Source organism: Siminovitchia fortis (assembly GCF_007681465.1).
Taxonomy (GTDB): Bacteria; Bacillota; Bacilli; order Bacillales; family Bacillaceae_C; genus Siminovitchia; species Siminovitchia fortis.
Genome location: NZ_VEKZ01000001.1, coordinates 104,488 through 120,217 on the forward strand (window position 1 = coordinate 104,488; position 15,730 = coordinate 120,217).

Consider the following 15,730-nt stretch of genomic DNA (forward strand, 5'->3'; position numbering starts at 1 on the left):
ATATTAAGGAAGGGCATATATTAAGAACGCTTAAAGCAGAAAAAAGCCGGCCGTTTATCGGCCAGCTTTTCCATGTTATATTTAAATCCCGCATTTCAACTGTGCATTGCAATTATCACATGTATTGCATCCGCCGATTTCTTTAACTTGTCCTTTTCGGCAGACAGGGCATGTATTTCCTAACTCAGAACCGATTGTGACGCTGGTGGACCTGAGGTCCTGGATTGTATCGACCAGGACGACAGGACGGTCAGCCTGTTTCTCGTCTTTTTCTTCTTCTAAAGTATTTTCTTCTGCTTTTAATGTAAGGACCTGTGAATCCCGGCTGCCGTCTACATAGACCGTACCGCCTTTTGCCCCGCCTTTGTACAAACGTTCGTATACTGCTTCCACTTGTTCCACTGAGTATCCTTTCGGCGCATTGACCGTTTTTGAGATGGAGCTGTCAATCCATCTCTGGATGACACACTGTACATCAGCGTGGGCTTCAGGAGACAGTTCCATTGCTGTTACAAACCAATGCGGCAGGCGGTCCTCTTCCGCCTCTGGATGCTCCTTCAGGTAATCCTGTACAATATCAGCCTTGACTTCGATAAATTTTCCGAGCCTTCCGCTTCTGTAATAAGTGAAGGAGAAATATGGCTCAAGGCCTGTTGAACACCCGATCATCGTTCCTGTGGAACCCGTTGGCGCCACTGTCAACAGATGTGAATTCCGGATTCCGTGTTTCTTGATTGCTTCATGGATATCTTCCGGCATGCCCTTCATGTAGCCGGTTTGGGTGAATGCTTCACGAAGTTTCGCTGTTTCATCCTCGTTTTTCCCATTTAAAAACGGGAAACTTCCCTTTTCTTTTGCGAGTTCCACCGATTCGCGATAGGCAGTTGTAGCGATCACTTCAAACACTTTGTCAACAAGCTCATTGCCTTCCTGCGAACCGTATTCTTTCTCGCAGTAAATAAGCAGATCCGCCAATCCCATGACACCAAGGCCGACACGGCGCTCTCCAAGTGCCTGCTTTTTATTTTCTTCGAGAAAATACGGCGTTGCATCTATGACATTATCCTGCATCCGGACGCCTACCTTGACCGTTTGCTTTAATCGTTCAAAGTCGACTGTCTTATTTTCACGGTCGGCCATCCGGGCCAGGTTGACGGCTGCAAGATTACATACGGAATATGGGGCCAGCGGCTGTTCGCCGCATGGGTTAGTTGCCACAACTTTTTGGCCGTAGCTTCTCGCATTTGTCATTTCATTGGCATTGTCAATAAAGAATATTCCGGGCTCAGCAGAATAGGTCGCGCAAATATTGATGAGATTCCAAAGCTCTTTCGCTTTGATCTTTCTATAAGTCCTGACTTTGTAGCCAAGCTTTTTCCATTCGCGCACATCGCCGACTTCATGCCATTTCTCATTATACGCCTTCATTTCTTCTTCGCTGTAATTTTCAACATCAGGGAAGCAAAGCTCGTACTCGCCGTCATTTTCAACAGCGTCCATGAATTCCTTTGTAATGCAGACAGAAATATTGGCTCCAGTTAAAAATTCAGGATTATGGACGGAGTATGTGCCGCCTTCCTTCAGCTTCTCTTCTGCGTTGCGGAATATTTCTTCGCTGAATCCGCCATATCCCGGCATTGTCCGGTAATTAAGCACTCCCTGGTACATTGCTTCTTCCGCCTGCGTCAACGGAGTAAATTTCAGTTTATCCTTTGCATGCTTTTTGATGATTGGATCGTTTGTATTCTCGATTAAAAAGCGCAAAATTCTTGGATTCTGCATTTTGGAAATGATGAATTCCACGATATCCGGATGCCAGGACGCGAGCATGATCATTTGGGCTCCGCGGCGGGATCCGCCCTGTTCGACCAGATGCGTAAGCTTTGCAATATCGTCGAGCCAGGATACGGAGCCTGATGACTTACCATTGACGCCCCGTGCAAGTGTATTGCGCGGCCGTAAAGTGGAACCGTTCGTACCGACGCCTCCGCCGCGGCTCATAATTTCCATCACTTGTTTTCTGTGCTCAGAGATGCCTTCGCGTGAATCCGCCACAAAAGGCATAACATAGCAGTTAAAATAAGTGACGTCGGTTCCTGCACCGGCTCCATAGAGCACCCTGCCGGCCGGAACAAAATTCAAATTGACAAGCTCTTCATAGAACTTCTGAAACCATTCCTGTCTCTTCTCTTCCGTTTTTTCAACTGAAGCAAGGCCTGTTGCATTTCTTTTGGCAATCTGCTCATAAAAGACTTCTAGCGGCTTCTCAATGATGTCGAGCGGGCGGACAATGACTCCTGTTTCCCTCTCTTTCTCGTCTTCCAGCGCAGTAAGGAATTCTTCTTCGACGATAACAGCTGCATTTTTTTCTTCCCAGTCGATTGATTTGATGAATCCGAGCCCTCTTGCCGGAAATTTGGGATCTTCTTTTATGGTCAAAACGACGAAGTCACCGACAGACAGAGTGATTTTTTCCGTATCCTTATATGCATATCGGTCAATCATGACAAGCCGTGAAACGCCTTTTTGGGTGAGTTTCATGTCGGGTGTAATCGGATGTACATGTTTGAATAATTGGATGTCCTCATTGAGCCTCTCTATGTTTAAGCTCGGTTTTTTCGTAAATGCAACAGACATTTTGCCAACTCCTTTATAAAAACGATTTGAAGAATGTTTACTGTTTGTATGTATCTGTCATTGATAAGTTACCATATTTATATCCCGAAAATCAATCCTTAAACACAATATATTGATTTTTATTTAAAATAACTATACTATATGTTGTGTTTTCAGAAATAATTGATAACGATTTGTCAAATCTCCAAATGCGAGGATTTGAAAGCAAAACAAAGCGATTGCAGGAAATTCTTCCATAAACCGATTTTTTTCAACAATTTTAGACTTTTTCTTTAATTGACAGATTAACCGGATTATACATCCCGTATGGACGCTTCCGGCCTTCATTTTTCCAAGGGGAAAGTACGGAGAAAACCTTTGATTCATTGTACTGTGCCGAATATAATAGAATTAGGGTATATACTAGAAAGGGGCTTTTACATTGTCATTGCTTTATACACTGCTTATTATTTTGGGGGCTGTTATTGTATTTTCCTTGTATAATTATTTTCAGCAGAAAAAAATTTTAAAGACGCTGAACCAAGATGACTTCCGAGCCGGATATAGAAAAGCGCAGTTGATTGATGTCCGGGAGCAAAAAGAATATGAGGGAGGGCATATACTTGGCGCGCGCAATATCCCCATGTCTCAATTAAAAATGAGAATGAAAGAGATCAGGAAAGATAAACCTGTTTATTTATATTGCCAAAGCGGGTTGCGAAGCGGCAGGGCTGCCCAGCAGCTGTACAGGAAAGGTTACCGCCAGCTCTATCATTTGCAGGGCGGATTTAAACAATGGACCGGAAAAATAAAGAGCAAATAAAAAGAAAACTGGAAACAGCCTCTTCGATCATGAAGAGGCTGTTCTCTTTATTCTTTACTATAACGCAGAACCGGCTTTCTGGCCGCCTGTGTTTCATCCATTCTTTTAACGATTGTACTGTGGGGTGCTTCCTGGACAATTCCAGGATTTTCTTCGGCTTCCTTGGCAATTTGGATCATCGCATCGATAAATCCGTCAAGCGTTTCTTTCGATTCCGTCTCGGTCGGCTCGAACATCATGCACTCTTCCACATTGAGCGGGAAATAAATGGTTGGCGGATGGTAGCCGAAATCAAGCAGGCGCTTGGCGATGTCCAATGTTCTGACCCCAAGTTTTTTCTGGCGGGATCCGCTTAGCACAAATTCATGCTTACAGTGCGTGTCATACGGCAAATCGTAATATGGAGCAAGTTTTCTCATCATATAGTTCGCATTCAAAACGGCATATTCCGTTACGGCTTTAAGCCCGTCGGGACCCATTGAACGAATGTAGGTATAAGCCCTCACATTAATGCCAAAGTTTCCGTAATACGGCTTTACCCTTCCGATGGCGTTCGGCCTGTCATAGTCGATGATAAACTGATCATCTTTTTTCGTGATGACCGGCTTTGGAAGAAATGGAATCAAATCTTTTTTCACGCCGACCGGGCCTGATCCGGGCCCGCCGCCCCCATGCGGACCGGTGAAAGTTTTATGAAGGTTCAAATGGACAACATCAAAGCCCATGTCGCCGGGACGGGCTTTTGACATGACCGCATTCAGATTGGCACCGTCATAATAAAGCTTGCCCCCGGCTCCATGGACGATTTCTGCCATTTCGAGAATTTGTTCCTCAAACAATCCGAGGGTATTTGGATTCGTCAGCATCAATGCAGCCGTATCCGGCCCGACAAGCGACTTAAGATGCTCCAAGTCGACGAGTCCGTCTTCTCCGGAGCGGACCGTTATGGTTTCAAGCCCTGCGACAGTGGCCGATGCCGGATTGGTTCCGTGGGCGGAATCCGGTACGATGACCTTTGTCCTGTCCGTATCACCGTTCGCTTCATGGAAAGCCCTGATCATCATGAGGCCGGTCCACTCACCATGGGCTCCTGCAGCGGTTTGCAGAGTGACTTCGTCCATACCTGTAATTTCTTTCAAATGTTCCTGCAAATCATACATCAGTTCCAAAGCACCCTGTACAGATGACTCAGGCTGAAGTGGGTGTATGTGGGCAAAGCCCGGAAAGCGGGCGACAGCTTCATTGATCTTTGGATTGTATTTCATCGTACATGAACCGAGCGGATAAAATCCTGAGTCAATTCCATGATTATGGGTCGACAGCTCGGTATAATGCCTCATGATATCCAATTCGGAAACCTCGGGCAAATCAGGCTCCTCTTCCCTCAAATATCCTGATGGGATGCATTGCTCAATATCGGCTTCAGGAACGTCGAGGCCGGGCAGACTGTACCCTATACGCCCGGGTGTGGATTTTTCAAATATTAACGGCATAACCACTTCACTCATTGATGATCCCCCAATTCTGTAATAAATTGATCGATCTCTTCTTTTGTCCGCAGCTCTGTTACTGCAATAAGCATATGGTTTTCAAGCTCCGGATAATCGCGCCCAAGATCATAACCGCCGATGATGCCTTTTTCAAGAAGACTTTCATTCACCTCATGGACCGGTTTGTTAAGCTTCACAACGAATTCGTTGAAGTGGTACCCATCCAGAGGAAGATCAAATCCTTTTTTCCTGAAAGCTTCTTTCGCATAATGCGTTTTCTGAATATTTTGGGCGGACATCTCTTTGACGCCTTTTTTTCCTAATGCGGTCATCGCCACAGATGCGGCCAACGCATTCAGCGCCTGGTTCGAGCAAATATTGGAAGTGGCTTTGTCTCTGCGGATGTGCTGCTCCCGTGCCTGCAGCGTCAAAACAAAACCTCTTTTTCCTTCCTCGTCCACTGTTTGTCCCACCAGTCTTCCCGGTACTTTTCTCATCAATTTTTTCGATACGGCAAAATATCCGCAATGCGGTCCGCCAAATGCTGCCGGTATCCCAAATGGCTGGGCATCACCTATGACAATATCTGCGCCAAGGCTTCCCGGAGAGGCAAGAATGCCGAGCGCCAGAGGATTGCTGGATACGACGAATTGCGCTTTTACATCATGTACAAGCGGTTCAATGTCCTTCAATGGCTCAATGAGACCAAAAAAATTCGGATATTGGACAACGACAGCAGCAACGTCTTTGTCGAGTTCGGACTTCAAGGCTTCCATGTCTGTCAAGCCATCCTTGTACGGGATTTCAACCACGTCGATATGCTGACCCTTAGCATAAGTTTTCAATACTTCCCGGGATTCGGGATGCACGGTTTGCGATACAAGCACTTTTTTGCGTCTTGTATGCCCGGCGCTCAGCATCGCCGCTTCGGCAAGAGCAGTGCCGCCGTCGTACATCGACGAATTGGCCACGTCCATTCCGGTAAGTTCACAAATCATTGTCTGGAATTCAAAGATAGCCTGCAGTTCACCCTGAGAAATTTCCGGCTGGTACGGAGTATAGGCTGTATAAAATTCCGACCGGGATATTACATGGTCTACAATTACCGGGATATAGTGATCGTATACCCCTGCCCCAAGGAAGCTTGTATTGTTTATCAAATCGGCATTTTGGGCTGCAAGTCCTGCAAGCTCTTTCATTAATGCCGTTTCTGATTTTGCTTGTTTTATATTGTATTCGCCTTTGAACCGGACCTTTTCCGGAATATCGGAAAACAGCTCATCAATTGAATCCGCTCCGATCGCCTCCAGCATCTCTTTTTTATCCTGCTCTGTCATGGGCAGATAACGATGTTTGATCATGTTCCATTCTCCTCCATCCTACTTTTTTGGGCGCTTATAAAACGGTGTCTGAATGATTTTTGCTTTCAGGCGTTTTTTACGAACTTCTATTTCCACTTCATTTCCCTCTTCATTATAGTCAGCGCCGATTAAAACAAGGCCGATATTTTTCTTCAATGTGGGAGATTGTGTTCCGGAGGTGACATAGCCAATTTCCTTATCGCCCGAAAAAACCCTGTAGCCGTTTCTCGGGATCCCCCGGTCGATCATTTCAACTCCTGCAATCCTTCTTTCCACACCTTGTTCCTTTTGCCTTTTCAAAGCCTCTTTGCCGATAAAATCGGCCTCTTTATTCAACTTGACGGCAAAACCAATTCCCGCTTCCAATGGTGTGATTTCAGGTGAAAGTTCCTGTCCGTACAATGGAAGCGCCGCTTCAAACCGCAGTGTATCCCTGGCTCCCAAACCGCACGGTACAAGCCCTTCATCCTTGCCTATTTCTAAAAGGGTTCTCCACAATTTCTCCGCATCATCCGCTTGGCAATAGATCTCGAATCCATCCTCGCCTGTATATCCCGTACGGGAAACCAATGCATGGGCACCGTCCAGTTCCACATCATGCCTGAATTTGAAAAAACCGATGTCATCCAAATTTGTATTTTTCGAAAGCTTCTGCAGGATTGACTGGGCTTTCGGACCCTGGATGGCGATCAATGCATATTGGTCCGAAACATTTTCAACGCTGACGCCTTCAGGTGCATGTTGCTTTAACCATTCATAGTCTTTTTCGGTATTTGCAGCGTTGACGACGAGGAAATATTCTTCTTCACTCAGCTTGTATACAAGCAGATCATCAACCACACCGCCATTTTCATAACACATCGCCGTATAGAGGGCGCCTCCGTCTTTAAGCCTGGAAAAATCGTTCGTCATCATTTTTTGCAGAAAGTCGAGACTGTTTTTCCCCTTGACAATGATTTCACCCATATGGGATACATCGAAAATACCGGCATTCTTTCTTACTGCCTCATGCTCTTCTTTAATGCCGGAAAATTGGACCGGCATGTCCCAACCGCCAAAATCGATTGTCTTGGCCCCATATTCTTTATACAAAGGATATAATGGGGTCTTCTTTAATTCGGACATTGTTTTTACATTCCTCCTTGGATTTTAGTTTGCTGCTGTGCAGTATAAGGGCATAAAAAAAGACAGAAAAGCCCCGTAAAAGGTTTCTCTGTCTTGGCACCTGAAAGTTTGACCGGGTGCGTTCCGGCTTTCCCCTTTGGTGGCTCCACTGCGTGGAACACTCTCCAGAGCTGCGTCGGACAAGAGTCTTTTTGCCTGAGAGATTCGCGGGATTTGCTTGCTCCTTCGGCGCTGTTTTATGTCACAGTCTCTCCTCTTGCCTTCATTCGCCTATATTCTTTTCAAGAATGGTTATACTAAAAAATATGTATATGGCTTTCATGGCTTTCTGTCACTTGTATCGTATCATTCTTTGCCATACTTTTCAAATTTTTTCTGATAAATCTTCGGGAGGTTCTATCATGTCTGTTACAGTCAACTTCAACCGGAATTGGATGCCCGGTTTTTTGGACCGGTTTGAAAAGGACGGGCCATGGGCGGACCAAAAGCTGTTTAATCTGTCTTTGACAGCAGAAAAGCATCTTCTTGTTCCCGATTTCGAAGGGCTCGTGGCACCAAAGCACCTGCCGGAATTAACCCTTCTGCCTCATCAGAAAGAAACTGCTGCAAGAGTGATAGAGGACATGAATGGAAAAGCCATATTGGCAGATGAAGTGGGGCTCGGCAAAACCATCGAAGCCGGACTGGTATTAAAAGAATACATGATCAGGGGATTGGTAAAAAGAGCCCTGATTCTGGTGCCCGCATCCCTCGTTTCCCAATGGACCTTTGAATTGAATTCAAAATTTCACATACATGCCGTTGCAGCCACAAAAAGTTATGTCTGGGAACGATATGACTGTGTAGTGTCATCCATTGACACAGCGAAAAGGAGCCCCCATAAGGAAATCATCGCCGAGCAGGCCTTTGACCTGATCATTATTGACGAAGCGCATAAACTGAAGAACCATAGAACAAAAAATTATGAGTTTGTGCAGTCTCTTAAAAAGAAATTTTGCCTTTTGCTGACGGCAACGCCCATCCAGAATAAAATCGAAGAAATCTTTTACCTTGTCTCTTTGTTAAAGCCGGGCCATCTTGGAAGCCAATCAAGCTTTTTGGAGAAGTATAAAAATAAAAGGCTGTCAGCCAAAGAAAATGAACATTTAAAGAGCCTGGTAAATAAAGTGATGATCCGGAACAGGAGGGTTGATACCGGCATTGAATGGACCAAGCGCCATGTCGAGACGATTCCGATTCATTTCAACAATGAGGAAAAGGATCTGTATGAATCCATCGGCCTTCTGCGCCAAACTGATATCCCCATGCCTGCATTTTCGATCATGACGCTCCAGCGGGAAGCATGCAGCAGCAGGGAAGCCGTTTTTTTCACTTTAAAAAACATGCTGCAAAAAGAAAATCCGTCAGCCCAATACATGAAATGCATACAATTGATTCAGCAAAAGATCGATGCGGTCACTCGAAATTCCAAAGCGGAAAAAGCCTTGGAATTGATCAAAAAAATTGATGATAAAGTGATCATTTTTACCGAATATAGAGCAACACAATTATATCTGCAGTGGTTCCTTCAGCAGCACGGGATAAAGTCCGTCCCCTTTCGCGGCGGTTTTAAACGAAGCAAAAAAGACTGGATGAGGGATTTATTCAAGAACCAAGTGCAAGTGCTTATAGCAACAGAGGCAGGCGGCGAGGGAATCAACCTCCAGTTTTGCAGCCATGTCATCAACTACGACTTGCCCTGGAATCCCATGAGGCTGGAACAGCGGATCGGTCGCGTTCATCGCCTTGGGCAGAAAGACGATGTCCATATTTATAATTTCGCTGTAAAAAACACAATTGAAGAGCATATTGTAAACTTACTTACGAACAAAATAAAGCTGTTTGAACGGGTTGTGGGAGAGCTTGATGACATTTTGGCCAAGTTGGACGGCGGAAGCATTGAGGAGCATATGATGGATATTTTCAAAACTTCGAGGTCAGAGGGAGAAATGAAAGTGAAAATGGCCAATCTCGCAGCAATGATTGAATTTGCCGATACGATAAGAAAGGAAGATGCAGCAGATGCTTCAACGGGAAATACATCAATATCTTGAACAGTTTTTTATGGCAACCGGCTGTACAATCGAGGAAAACGGCCAAGGATTTCTGACTGTACAGCTGACGGTTGAAATGGATAAAGAACTGATGAACCGCCCCTTTTATTGGACATATCTCGAAAAAACAGGCGGTATTCCGAACCCGATGAAGGTCACTTTCATTACGGACCAGGAAAAAGCACCGCCGGATGTGAAAGGGGAATTCGTCCATTTCGGCGCGCCGCGGCTTCATCAGCTCTTTGAAACCGCAAGAAAATTGGCGGCGTATATCCGCCTTTACGAAAGGCCCGTGATGCAGACAGGACAAAACGTTGCGCTCCATCCATGGCTTAATGTAAATATGAAAATATCATACTGCTCCGACAGAAAGAAAGATGTTTTCAGATCTTTCGGCCTCAATTTAATCAATGGAAATCTGATTGAATCGTTTGACGAAAAAATGAACAGTATTGTACTTTCGCCCAAAATACCGGACTATTGTTTTACTATTTCCCCGATCATCATGCCTGTCAGCGGCCTGAAAAGAATTGAGTCGTATTTGACAAGCGAAGTGCAAAGCAAGGATCACCCTTGGGCAGATGCCGCCATGAAAAGATGGGAGGAAGATTCACGGCTGCTGGATCATTTCTATGAAGGCGTGGAAGAAAAGCCGGAAACTTATTTTATAGAGAAAAAAGCATTGAAAGAACAGTATAGCCCTTCCGTTCATGTGGATATATTAAACGGAGGGATCTTCTACTTAAATTCATTGCCGGCTTAATTTTCCCCGAATCATCCGTCTGCTTTTTTTAAACGATATCAACAGTGAAAAGGGCACCATTCCAAACCAATTAAACAGGAATGGTGCTTTCATCTGTTTGCGTTCATACCTCTGCTTCCTTCTTTCGGATTTCGGTGTTTCCAAACGCTGGATCAGTGTCTTGGCCATATATTTCACATAATCATCCGTTGACATCTTCACACATCCCTTCATTAAGTGAAGTATGTCCAAAACAGATTAAATTGAACCCTTACGGCTCTATTTGAGATCCGGGCACAAGCCCTTCCTCTGCCAGATCACTCCCTGTTTCTTCCTTCCCGAAAAGCGTATTCTCCCCATCCTGCCGGTCTGCCTGATCTTTCATCCCTTCCTCCGCCGGGGGCTCCGAATTCTCCTTAAGCATGCGATTTTCGATTGCTGCCTGTTTTCCCGTGACGAGCTGCTGCCGGATCTCCTTTTTATAAAACTCCCGTATCTCATTTACGTAACTATATTGCGATACGTAGGACTCTGCTGCACGGCCGACAGCGAATACCGCCACCAGAATGATGATCAATGTGATGGGTAGTACGGAACCGCGTTCACTGAAAATGTTGACCCCTCCTCTCTTGGCGGCATCAGAAATCTTGCTTCTTCTTTTGTTCCGTTTAAAAATTCAACATGGATGGCAAGCATGGGTGCTTCTTCCTTCACTTCGAACTTTCTCACATTTTGCAGAACAACCTCATGCCCCTTATCCTCCACCTGTCTCCTGATATTCCAGCTGTGCCGCTCATATTTGATGGAAACCCTGTTCTTCAAAAGGTAGATTCTTTCTTTTGAACCACTTCTAAAGCTGTCGGCTGTGCGAAGCTCATCCCTTAGCTGAATGAGGAAGATATTCCATTCAAAATCTTCCTCCGGGGACAATGAACGGTCAATTGCCGAAAACCAATGGTACATGAGTGGTAAAAGTGACATAATCACAGTGATGATGAATATCGAAAAAATGGCTTCCAAAAGAGTAAATCCCGATTGCTCAGTCAACACAGTGAGTTTTTTCCTCATAGCCGACACACACTTTCCAATCTCCTTTTTCGTTCTCTTCTATGTTCAGGTCGAATACGGTATCATGCAAAATAATACGGGCACTCCCCATTGTACCGTCGGCCGCGTGCCTTTCGGCATGTTCGTACATCAGTCTGTAGGCCGTCATCTCTTTTTTCCCCTCCTTTAAATGGCCGAGCATGTTCGACATGAGCGGAAAAAAGGAGGAAGTGACAAGCAATAGAAGGCCAAGCGCAACAATACCCTCCAAAAAGGTGAAGCCATCCTCATTCCTTAACAACAAACCTCCCCCTTCCGATATGAAAAGTGAGATCAATCGGATGATCGTCCAGAACGAAGTTCACGACGCCGAAATGATTGATCGTTCCGTCAGGGGTGATGTGAAACCGAAGCTGGCTCAACGAGCCCCCTGTAATTTTGACAGGGTGCGGAACGTCCCTTATGAAAAGTACCCCGCTGGACTCACCTGTGGCAGAATATCGGTTGTCCCCCTTTGAAAAACTGACGGATACCCTTTCCTTCCTATTGATAGCATGGGAATGGGCATGGTAGAGATCTGCCTTCAGCTGGGAAACGAACATCCTTTTTTGCATCCATTCCATTGCAGGATTCACAGTGATGATCCCGAAGAGAAGGACGGCTGAGACAACAGTCAGGACAATTAAAGATTCCAATAATGTGAAACCCCTGTTTGAACGCAGGATGCCCAGTGCCATTCTAATTCGACACCTCTTTTACCTCTCCGGTAGTGGTATCAATTGAAAGGGATTTGCCGTTCGGGCATTTCAAATCTTCATTTTTTAAATATCCCTCTGTTTTTAATTGCTGCACAGTGGGAATTTCTTTGTTGTCCATCCGATAAGCCTCCACCTGTCCCTGCACCATCTGTTTAAGTCCGTCGCAGCCTTTTTTATTGATATTGGAGCTATGTTTCGTAATGTTCGGCAGGGCGATCAGAAGCAATACCGTAATGACAAGGAGGACGACCATCATTTCTATAAGAGTAAAACCTTTTTCGTTTTTCCATATTAAATTTTTCATCCAAAAAACACTCTCCTTTTTCATATAGAATCAATGACTTCAAACATCGGAAGAAAAATCGAAAGGTAAATGGCAATGACAACCAAGCCGATCAAAGCGAAAACAATAGGCTGGATGACCAAAAACGCTTTCATGATTTTTTCTTCAAGCCTTTGCAGACAAAATTGGCTGTAAAACATCAGTTCAGCATCAAGCTTCCCATTTTTCTCTCCATGGGCAACAATGACCATCAGCTCCTCTTCCACAAATCCGAGGTGTGAAACAGCCTCCGAGAATGAATATCCGAAAGTAAGCATCTCTCTTATTTCAACTGCGGACTCTTTTAATAACGGATGGAAATCCTGCTTTAGCATGATTTGGATAATCTCGTTGATGGAAAACCCGCTTTTTAATAAGAAGCTCCATTCCCTTGCCAGAAAGGTTGTTTGATAAAGCCTGTAGTAGGTTCGGACGCCCGGAAGTCCGGAAAAGAACACGGCTCTTTCCAAAGCGGATCTTTTATACAGCAACCTGAAAAAAAGAGCGCTCCCGAGAAGGGCTGCACAAATCACGGACAAGGCATAAAGAGGCAGAGTCTGCATCATATGAAGAAATAATTGAAGGATGATGTTCGGCTTGTATCCCACGGAGTCATAGAACATTTGAAATCGCGGTAAAAGAAGAGTTTGCAGAAGAATACTAACGATGATTAAAACGGCTGCGAGTATGATGGGATATTGCAATAGACGGATCAGTTTTCTGCGCTGCTCATCTTTGCGCAGGAGATACTCTCCTGATTCTTTCAATGCAGTGACCAGAAAACCGTGCCTTTCGGCGAAATAAAGCTGTGTGCATGTCTGATGGTCAAAACCTTCCTTATAAAATACTTCGTAAATCGGCTGGCCCGACTGTAAGGCGTATGTCATGGACTGAAACATCACCATACGCCCTTCATTCGTGCGCCCCAGGAAATCAAGAGATTCTCCCAATGTGAAACCCTTACCAAGCATTTCACTGATTTTCGTCAGAAAAAAACCTTGATCTTTCAGGTTCAGCTTCTTCTCTTTCCTGAAAAATCCACCGGCGATATTCTTCATGAGAGATATATCCAAGCGCAATCCCCTTTCTGATTAATCTTTTTAATGAGTAGACATAGTCGGCGTCTTTTGGGCCTGTGGATCCCCAAGTCATTCGAATAATCCTTTCCAGCCGCTCCCCTTCCAATATCTCAAAAACAGCTGCCCGTTTAATCTTATGGGCCCCGGCACAATATTTCGAACATTTGTCTCCGCAAAAAGGGCATAGCAAAGAGACGAGCCGCTGGGCTGTGACCCCTATCAAGGTTTGTTCAATTTCCAATGGCTTTATTCCGAATTCCAGAAGCCGGTACACGGCGCCCTCAGCGTTTCGTGTATGCATGCTTGTCAGGACGAGGTGTCCGGTCATCGCTGCCCGCACAGCGATCTCAGCCGTTTCGGCATCCCTTATCTCTCCAACAAAAATCATGTCAGGATCATGGCGCAGTACTGCCTTTAATCCTGCTTGATACGTGATGCCGGCTTTTTCATTGACCTGCATCTGCAAAAACTGGTCGCTCTGCCTTTCTACCGGATCCTCCAATGTAATAATATTGCGGTTCAACTCGGATGCACAATACTCCGCGAGTGAATAGATGGTCGAGGTTTTTCCGGATCCTGTCGGGCCTGTGAAAATGAGCATCCCGTGTGAATGGGACATCATTGAAATAAGCCGCAGCATGCTTTTGGGAAATAGGGACATTTTTTCAAGGAAAAAAGAGTGATTTTGCGGGAAGATTCTAATAACCAGGCTTTCTTTGGAGAGTGTGGATGGCAGTGTGGAGATTCGAAGCGCCACGAAAGTATTGCGGGTATGTGTTTGCCAGGACCCGCTCTGAGGCTTTCTTCTTTCTCCAATATCCATCGAGGCCATGAATTTCAAATGTGATATAAGTCTTTCTCCTGCGATTGGCGGAAGGGTTCCATAGTGGCCCAGCTGCCCGTGGACACGGAGCTTAACGAGGTAATCCTGACGGCGCGGAATGATGTGGATATCGGAAGCGTTTAGCCGTACTGCCTCTGAAATCAGCAAATCGGCTGTCCTTTCAATTGTCATGTATCATGTAACACCACCTTTTAAATTCTTATATGATGTATTCGACACAGTCAGTCATTTTCCTGCTAAAAAATAAAAAATTTTTTAAACGAAGGAAAATGGGGTAATATATGAAATGACCCTTTCTTTTTATCACGCATTGGACACAATCGGGACCGCGAATATATTTACATTTTTGCTGCTTTTCCATTATAATAAGAACTTGATGGAATACATGCTGCAAAGGAGGGATTCTTTATGGATCGCATGTACAGAGTACTAGGTTTTTGGACTGGAATTTTTACTGTTATGTTTTACCTTGGTGGAATGGATAAAACCGCTTTACTCTTTCTTGGCCAAACAGGATTCTTTGTTTTGCTTGGCTACTTGAACCTGACAGAACGTATGTATATGTATGTGTTTGGTGCATACCTCACTGTATTCTTTGCTGGTTTTACATACTATACCCTGTTCCTCATGCCGCCTGGCGGCGGACTGTCGTAAGAACAAAGAAAGCTTCCGTAAAAGTCCGGAAGCTTTCTTTGTTTTTACAGATAAGGATTGCTTGTTCTCTCGTCCTCAATAGTAGTTGAGAGCCCGTGCCCCGGAAGGACGATTGTGTGATCCGGCAATGTCAGCAGTTTACTATGGATGCTGTCGATCAGCGTGGCGTGGTCACCGCCAAGCAAATCTGTTCTTCCGATGCCGCCGTTAAAAAGGGCATCCCCTGAAAATACAGTTTCTATATCTTTTAAATAGTAAGAAACGCTTCCCGGTGAATGCCCGGGGGTTTCCAGTATTTGCATTGTAAACGGCCCGATAGATAAAGTGCCTTCCTCCTGAATAAAGTGATCTGCAGGCTTTCCTGCGATCGGCTGCATCGGGTGACGAGCGGAGCCGTTCAGAGAAGGATCCAGCAGCCACTCTTTTTCATTTTCATGTATGTATACGGGAATATTCCAATGATTCCGTACATCTTCCACTGCCCCAATATGGTCAAAATGCGCATGAGTGAGACATATCGCCAACGGTTTGAGTCCTTCCTGTTCAATGTATTCGATCAAACCTTCGCCATTGGCACCTGGGTCAATGACGATACACTGTTTTTCTTCGTCAAAAAGCAGGTAGCAATTTGTCTGCAGCGGTCCGAGGGGTATTTGTTTCCACTTCATTTGCATGCTCCTTTCACTTCATTTCTAATTAAGTTTACCATTAAAATATGGAAGTGAGCTATGGAAAATGGGTAAAAGAGTCAAATAGGGGTAAGCTATATTATAAGT

Annotated in this window: 17 protein-coding genes and 1 riboswitch; of the genes, 4 read left to right on the forward strand and 13 right to left on the reverse strand. The window is 44.9% G+C overall.

Translation table 11 applies throughout. The annotated features are described in order from the left end of the window. Positions 1–81: 81 nt before the first annotated feature. Complete coding sequence (locus FS666_RS00585; protein ID WP_144460222.1) at positions 82–2,637, reverse strand: vitamin B12-dependent ribonucleotide reductase; 2,556 nt, start codon at positions 2,635–2,637, stop codon at positions 82–84. 421 nt (positions 2,638–3,058) lie between these two features. Here FS666_RS00585 and FS666_RS00590 point away from each other — a divergent pair, with 421 nt between their 5' ends. Continuing rightward, positions 3,059–3,439, forward strand: a complete 381-nt coding sequence (locus tag FS666_RS00590; protein WP_120068435.1) for a rhodanese-like domain-containing protein — start codon at positions 3,059–3,061, stop codon at positions 3,437–3,439. Between the two features lie 47 nt (positions 3,440–3,486). Here the strand turns inward: FS666_RS00590 and gcvPB are convergent, their stop codons facing one another. From gcvPB to gcvT, 3 genes are read right to left on the reverse strand one after another with little or no spacing between them, the layout of a single operon-like run. Continuing rightward, a complete protein-coding gene (gene gcvPB, locus FS666_RS00595; RefSeq protein ID WP_144460220.1) occupies positions 3,487–4,947 on the reverse strand; it encodes an aminomethyl-transferring glycine dehydrogenase subunit GcvPB in 1,461 nt (486 codons plus the stop codon). Beyond that, on the reverse strand, positions 4,944–6,287 hold the full coding sequence (gcvPA, locus tag FS666_RS00600) for an aminomethyl-transferring glycine dehydrogenase subunit GcvPA (RefSeq protein ID WP_120068965.1): 1,344 nt from the start codon (positions 6,285–6,287) through the stop codon (positions 4,944–4,946). The genes gcvPB and gcvPA overlap by 4 nt, the downstream gene beginning before the upstream one ends. A gap of 21 nt (positions 6,288–6,308) precedes the next feature. Further along, positions 6,309–7,415, reverse strand: a complete 1,107-nt coding sequence (gcvT, locus tag FS666_RS00605; RefSeq protein ID WP_120068440.1) for a glycine cleavage system aminomethyltransferase GcvT — start codon at positions 7,413–7,415, stop codon at positions 6,309–6,311. Positions 7,416–7,588: 173 nt separating this feature from the next. Further along, positions 7,589–7,681: riboswitch (glycine riboswitch) on the reverse strand. 135 nt (positions 7,682–7,816) lie between these two features. On the opposite strand from gcvT, the gene FS666_RS00610 reads away from it, so the two are divergent. Both FS666_RS00610 and FS666_RS00615 read left to right on the forward strand, forming a co-directional pair. Next, positions 7,817–9,508 (forward strand): DEAD/DEAH box helicase, encoded by a 1,692-nt coding sequence (locus tag FS666_RS00610; RefSeq protein WP_120068443.1) that lies wholly within the window; start codon positions 7,817–7,819, stop codon positions 9,506–9,508. Then, positions 9,477–10,271 (forward strand): YqhG family protein, encoded by a 795-nt coding sequence (locus FS666_RS00615; protein ID WP_120068446.1) that lies wholly within the window; start codon positions 9,477–9,479, stop codon positions 10,269–10,271. Before FS666_RS00610 ends, FS666_RS00615 begins: the two co-directional genes overlap by 32 nt. Here FS666_RS00615 and FS666_RS00620 read toward each other — a convergent pair. The 8 genes from FS666_RS00620 to comGA are packed head-to-tail and all read right to left on the reverse strand — an operon-like array spanning position 10,257 to position 14,471. Continuing rightward, positions 10,257–10,466 (reverse strand): YqzE family protein, encoded by a 210-nt coding sequence (locus FS666_RS00620; protein ID WP_120068449.1) that lies wholly within the window; start codon positions 10,464–10,466, stop codon positions 10,257–10,259. The two genes, FS666_RS00615 and FS666_RS00620, sit on opposite strands and share 15 nt — an antisense overlap. A 55-nt stretch (positions 10,467–10,521) precedes the next feature. Then, positions 10,522–10,812 (reverse strand): hypothetical protein, encoded by a 291-nt coding sequence (locus tag FS666_RS00625; RefSeq protein ID WP_144460218.1) that lies wholly within the window; start codon positions 10,810–10,812, stop codon positions 10,522–10,524. Positions 10,813–10,823: 11 nt separating this feature from the next. Further along, positions 10,824–11,318 (reverse strand): competence type IV pilus minor pilin ComGF, encoded by a 495-nt coding sequence (gene comGF, locus FS666_RS00630; protein ID WP_144460216.1) that lies wholly within the window; start codon positions 11,316–11,318, stop codon positions 10,824–10,826. Then, complete coding sequence (locus FS666_RS00635) at positions 11,290–11,598, reverse strand: type II secretion system protein (RefSeq protein ID WP_144460214.1); 309 nt, start codon at positions 11,596–11,598, stop codon at positions 11,290–11,292. The genes comGF and FS666_RS00635 overlap by 29 nt, the downstream gene beginning before the upstream one ends. After that, positions 11,585–12,034, reverse strand: coding sequence for a competence type IV pilus minor pilin ComGD (comGD, locus tag FS666_RS00640; RefSeq protein WP_120068461.1), 450 nt, complete (start codon positions 12,032–12,034; stop codon positions 11,585–11,587). The genes FS666_RS00635 and comGD overlap by 14 nt, the downstream gene beginning before the upstream one ends. Before the next feature lies 1 nt (position 12,035). Continuing rightward, positions 12,036–12,359, reverse strand: coding sequence for a competence type IV pilus major pilin ComGC (gene comGC / locus FS666_RS00645; protein WP_120068464.1), 324 nt, complete (start codon positions 12,357–12,359; stop codon positions 12,036–12,038). Positions 12,360–12,379: 20 nt separating this feature from the next. Then, entirely contained in the window at positions 12,380–13,435 is a 1,056-nt protein-coding gene (gene comGB / locus FS666_RS00650) for a competence type IV pilus assembly protein ComGB (protein ID WP_120068466.1), read from the reverse strand. Next, the gene (gene comGA / locus FS666_RS00655) at positions 13,350–14,471 is read right to left on the reverse strand and encodes a competence type IV pilus ATPase ComGA (RefSeq protein WP_120068469.1); all 1,122 of its coding nucleotides are present in this window, start codon (positions 14,469–14,471) and stop codon (positions 13,350–13,352) included. The genes comGB and comGA overlap by 86 nt, the downstream gene beginning before the upstream one ends. A 237-nt stretch (positions 14,472–14,708) precedes the next feature. On the opposite strand from comGA, the gene FS666_RS00660 reads away from it, so the two are divergent. Beyond that, on the forward strand, positions 14,709–14,954 hold the full coding sequence (locus tag FS666_RS00660) for a DUF2626 domain-containing protein (protein ID WP_120068472.1): 246 nt from the start codon (positions 14,709–14,711) through the stop codon (positions 14,952–14,954). A gap of 44 nt (positions 14,955–14,998) precedes the next feature. On the opposite strand, the gene FS666_RS00665 is transcribed toward FS666_RS00660, so the two are convergent. Further along, a complete protein-coding gene (locus FS666_RS00665) occupies positions 14,999–15,622 on the reverse strand; it encodes an MBL fold metallo-hydrolase (protein WP_120068475.1) in 624 nt (207 codons plus the stop codon). Positions 15,623–15,730 lie beyond the last annotated feature (108 nt).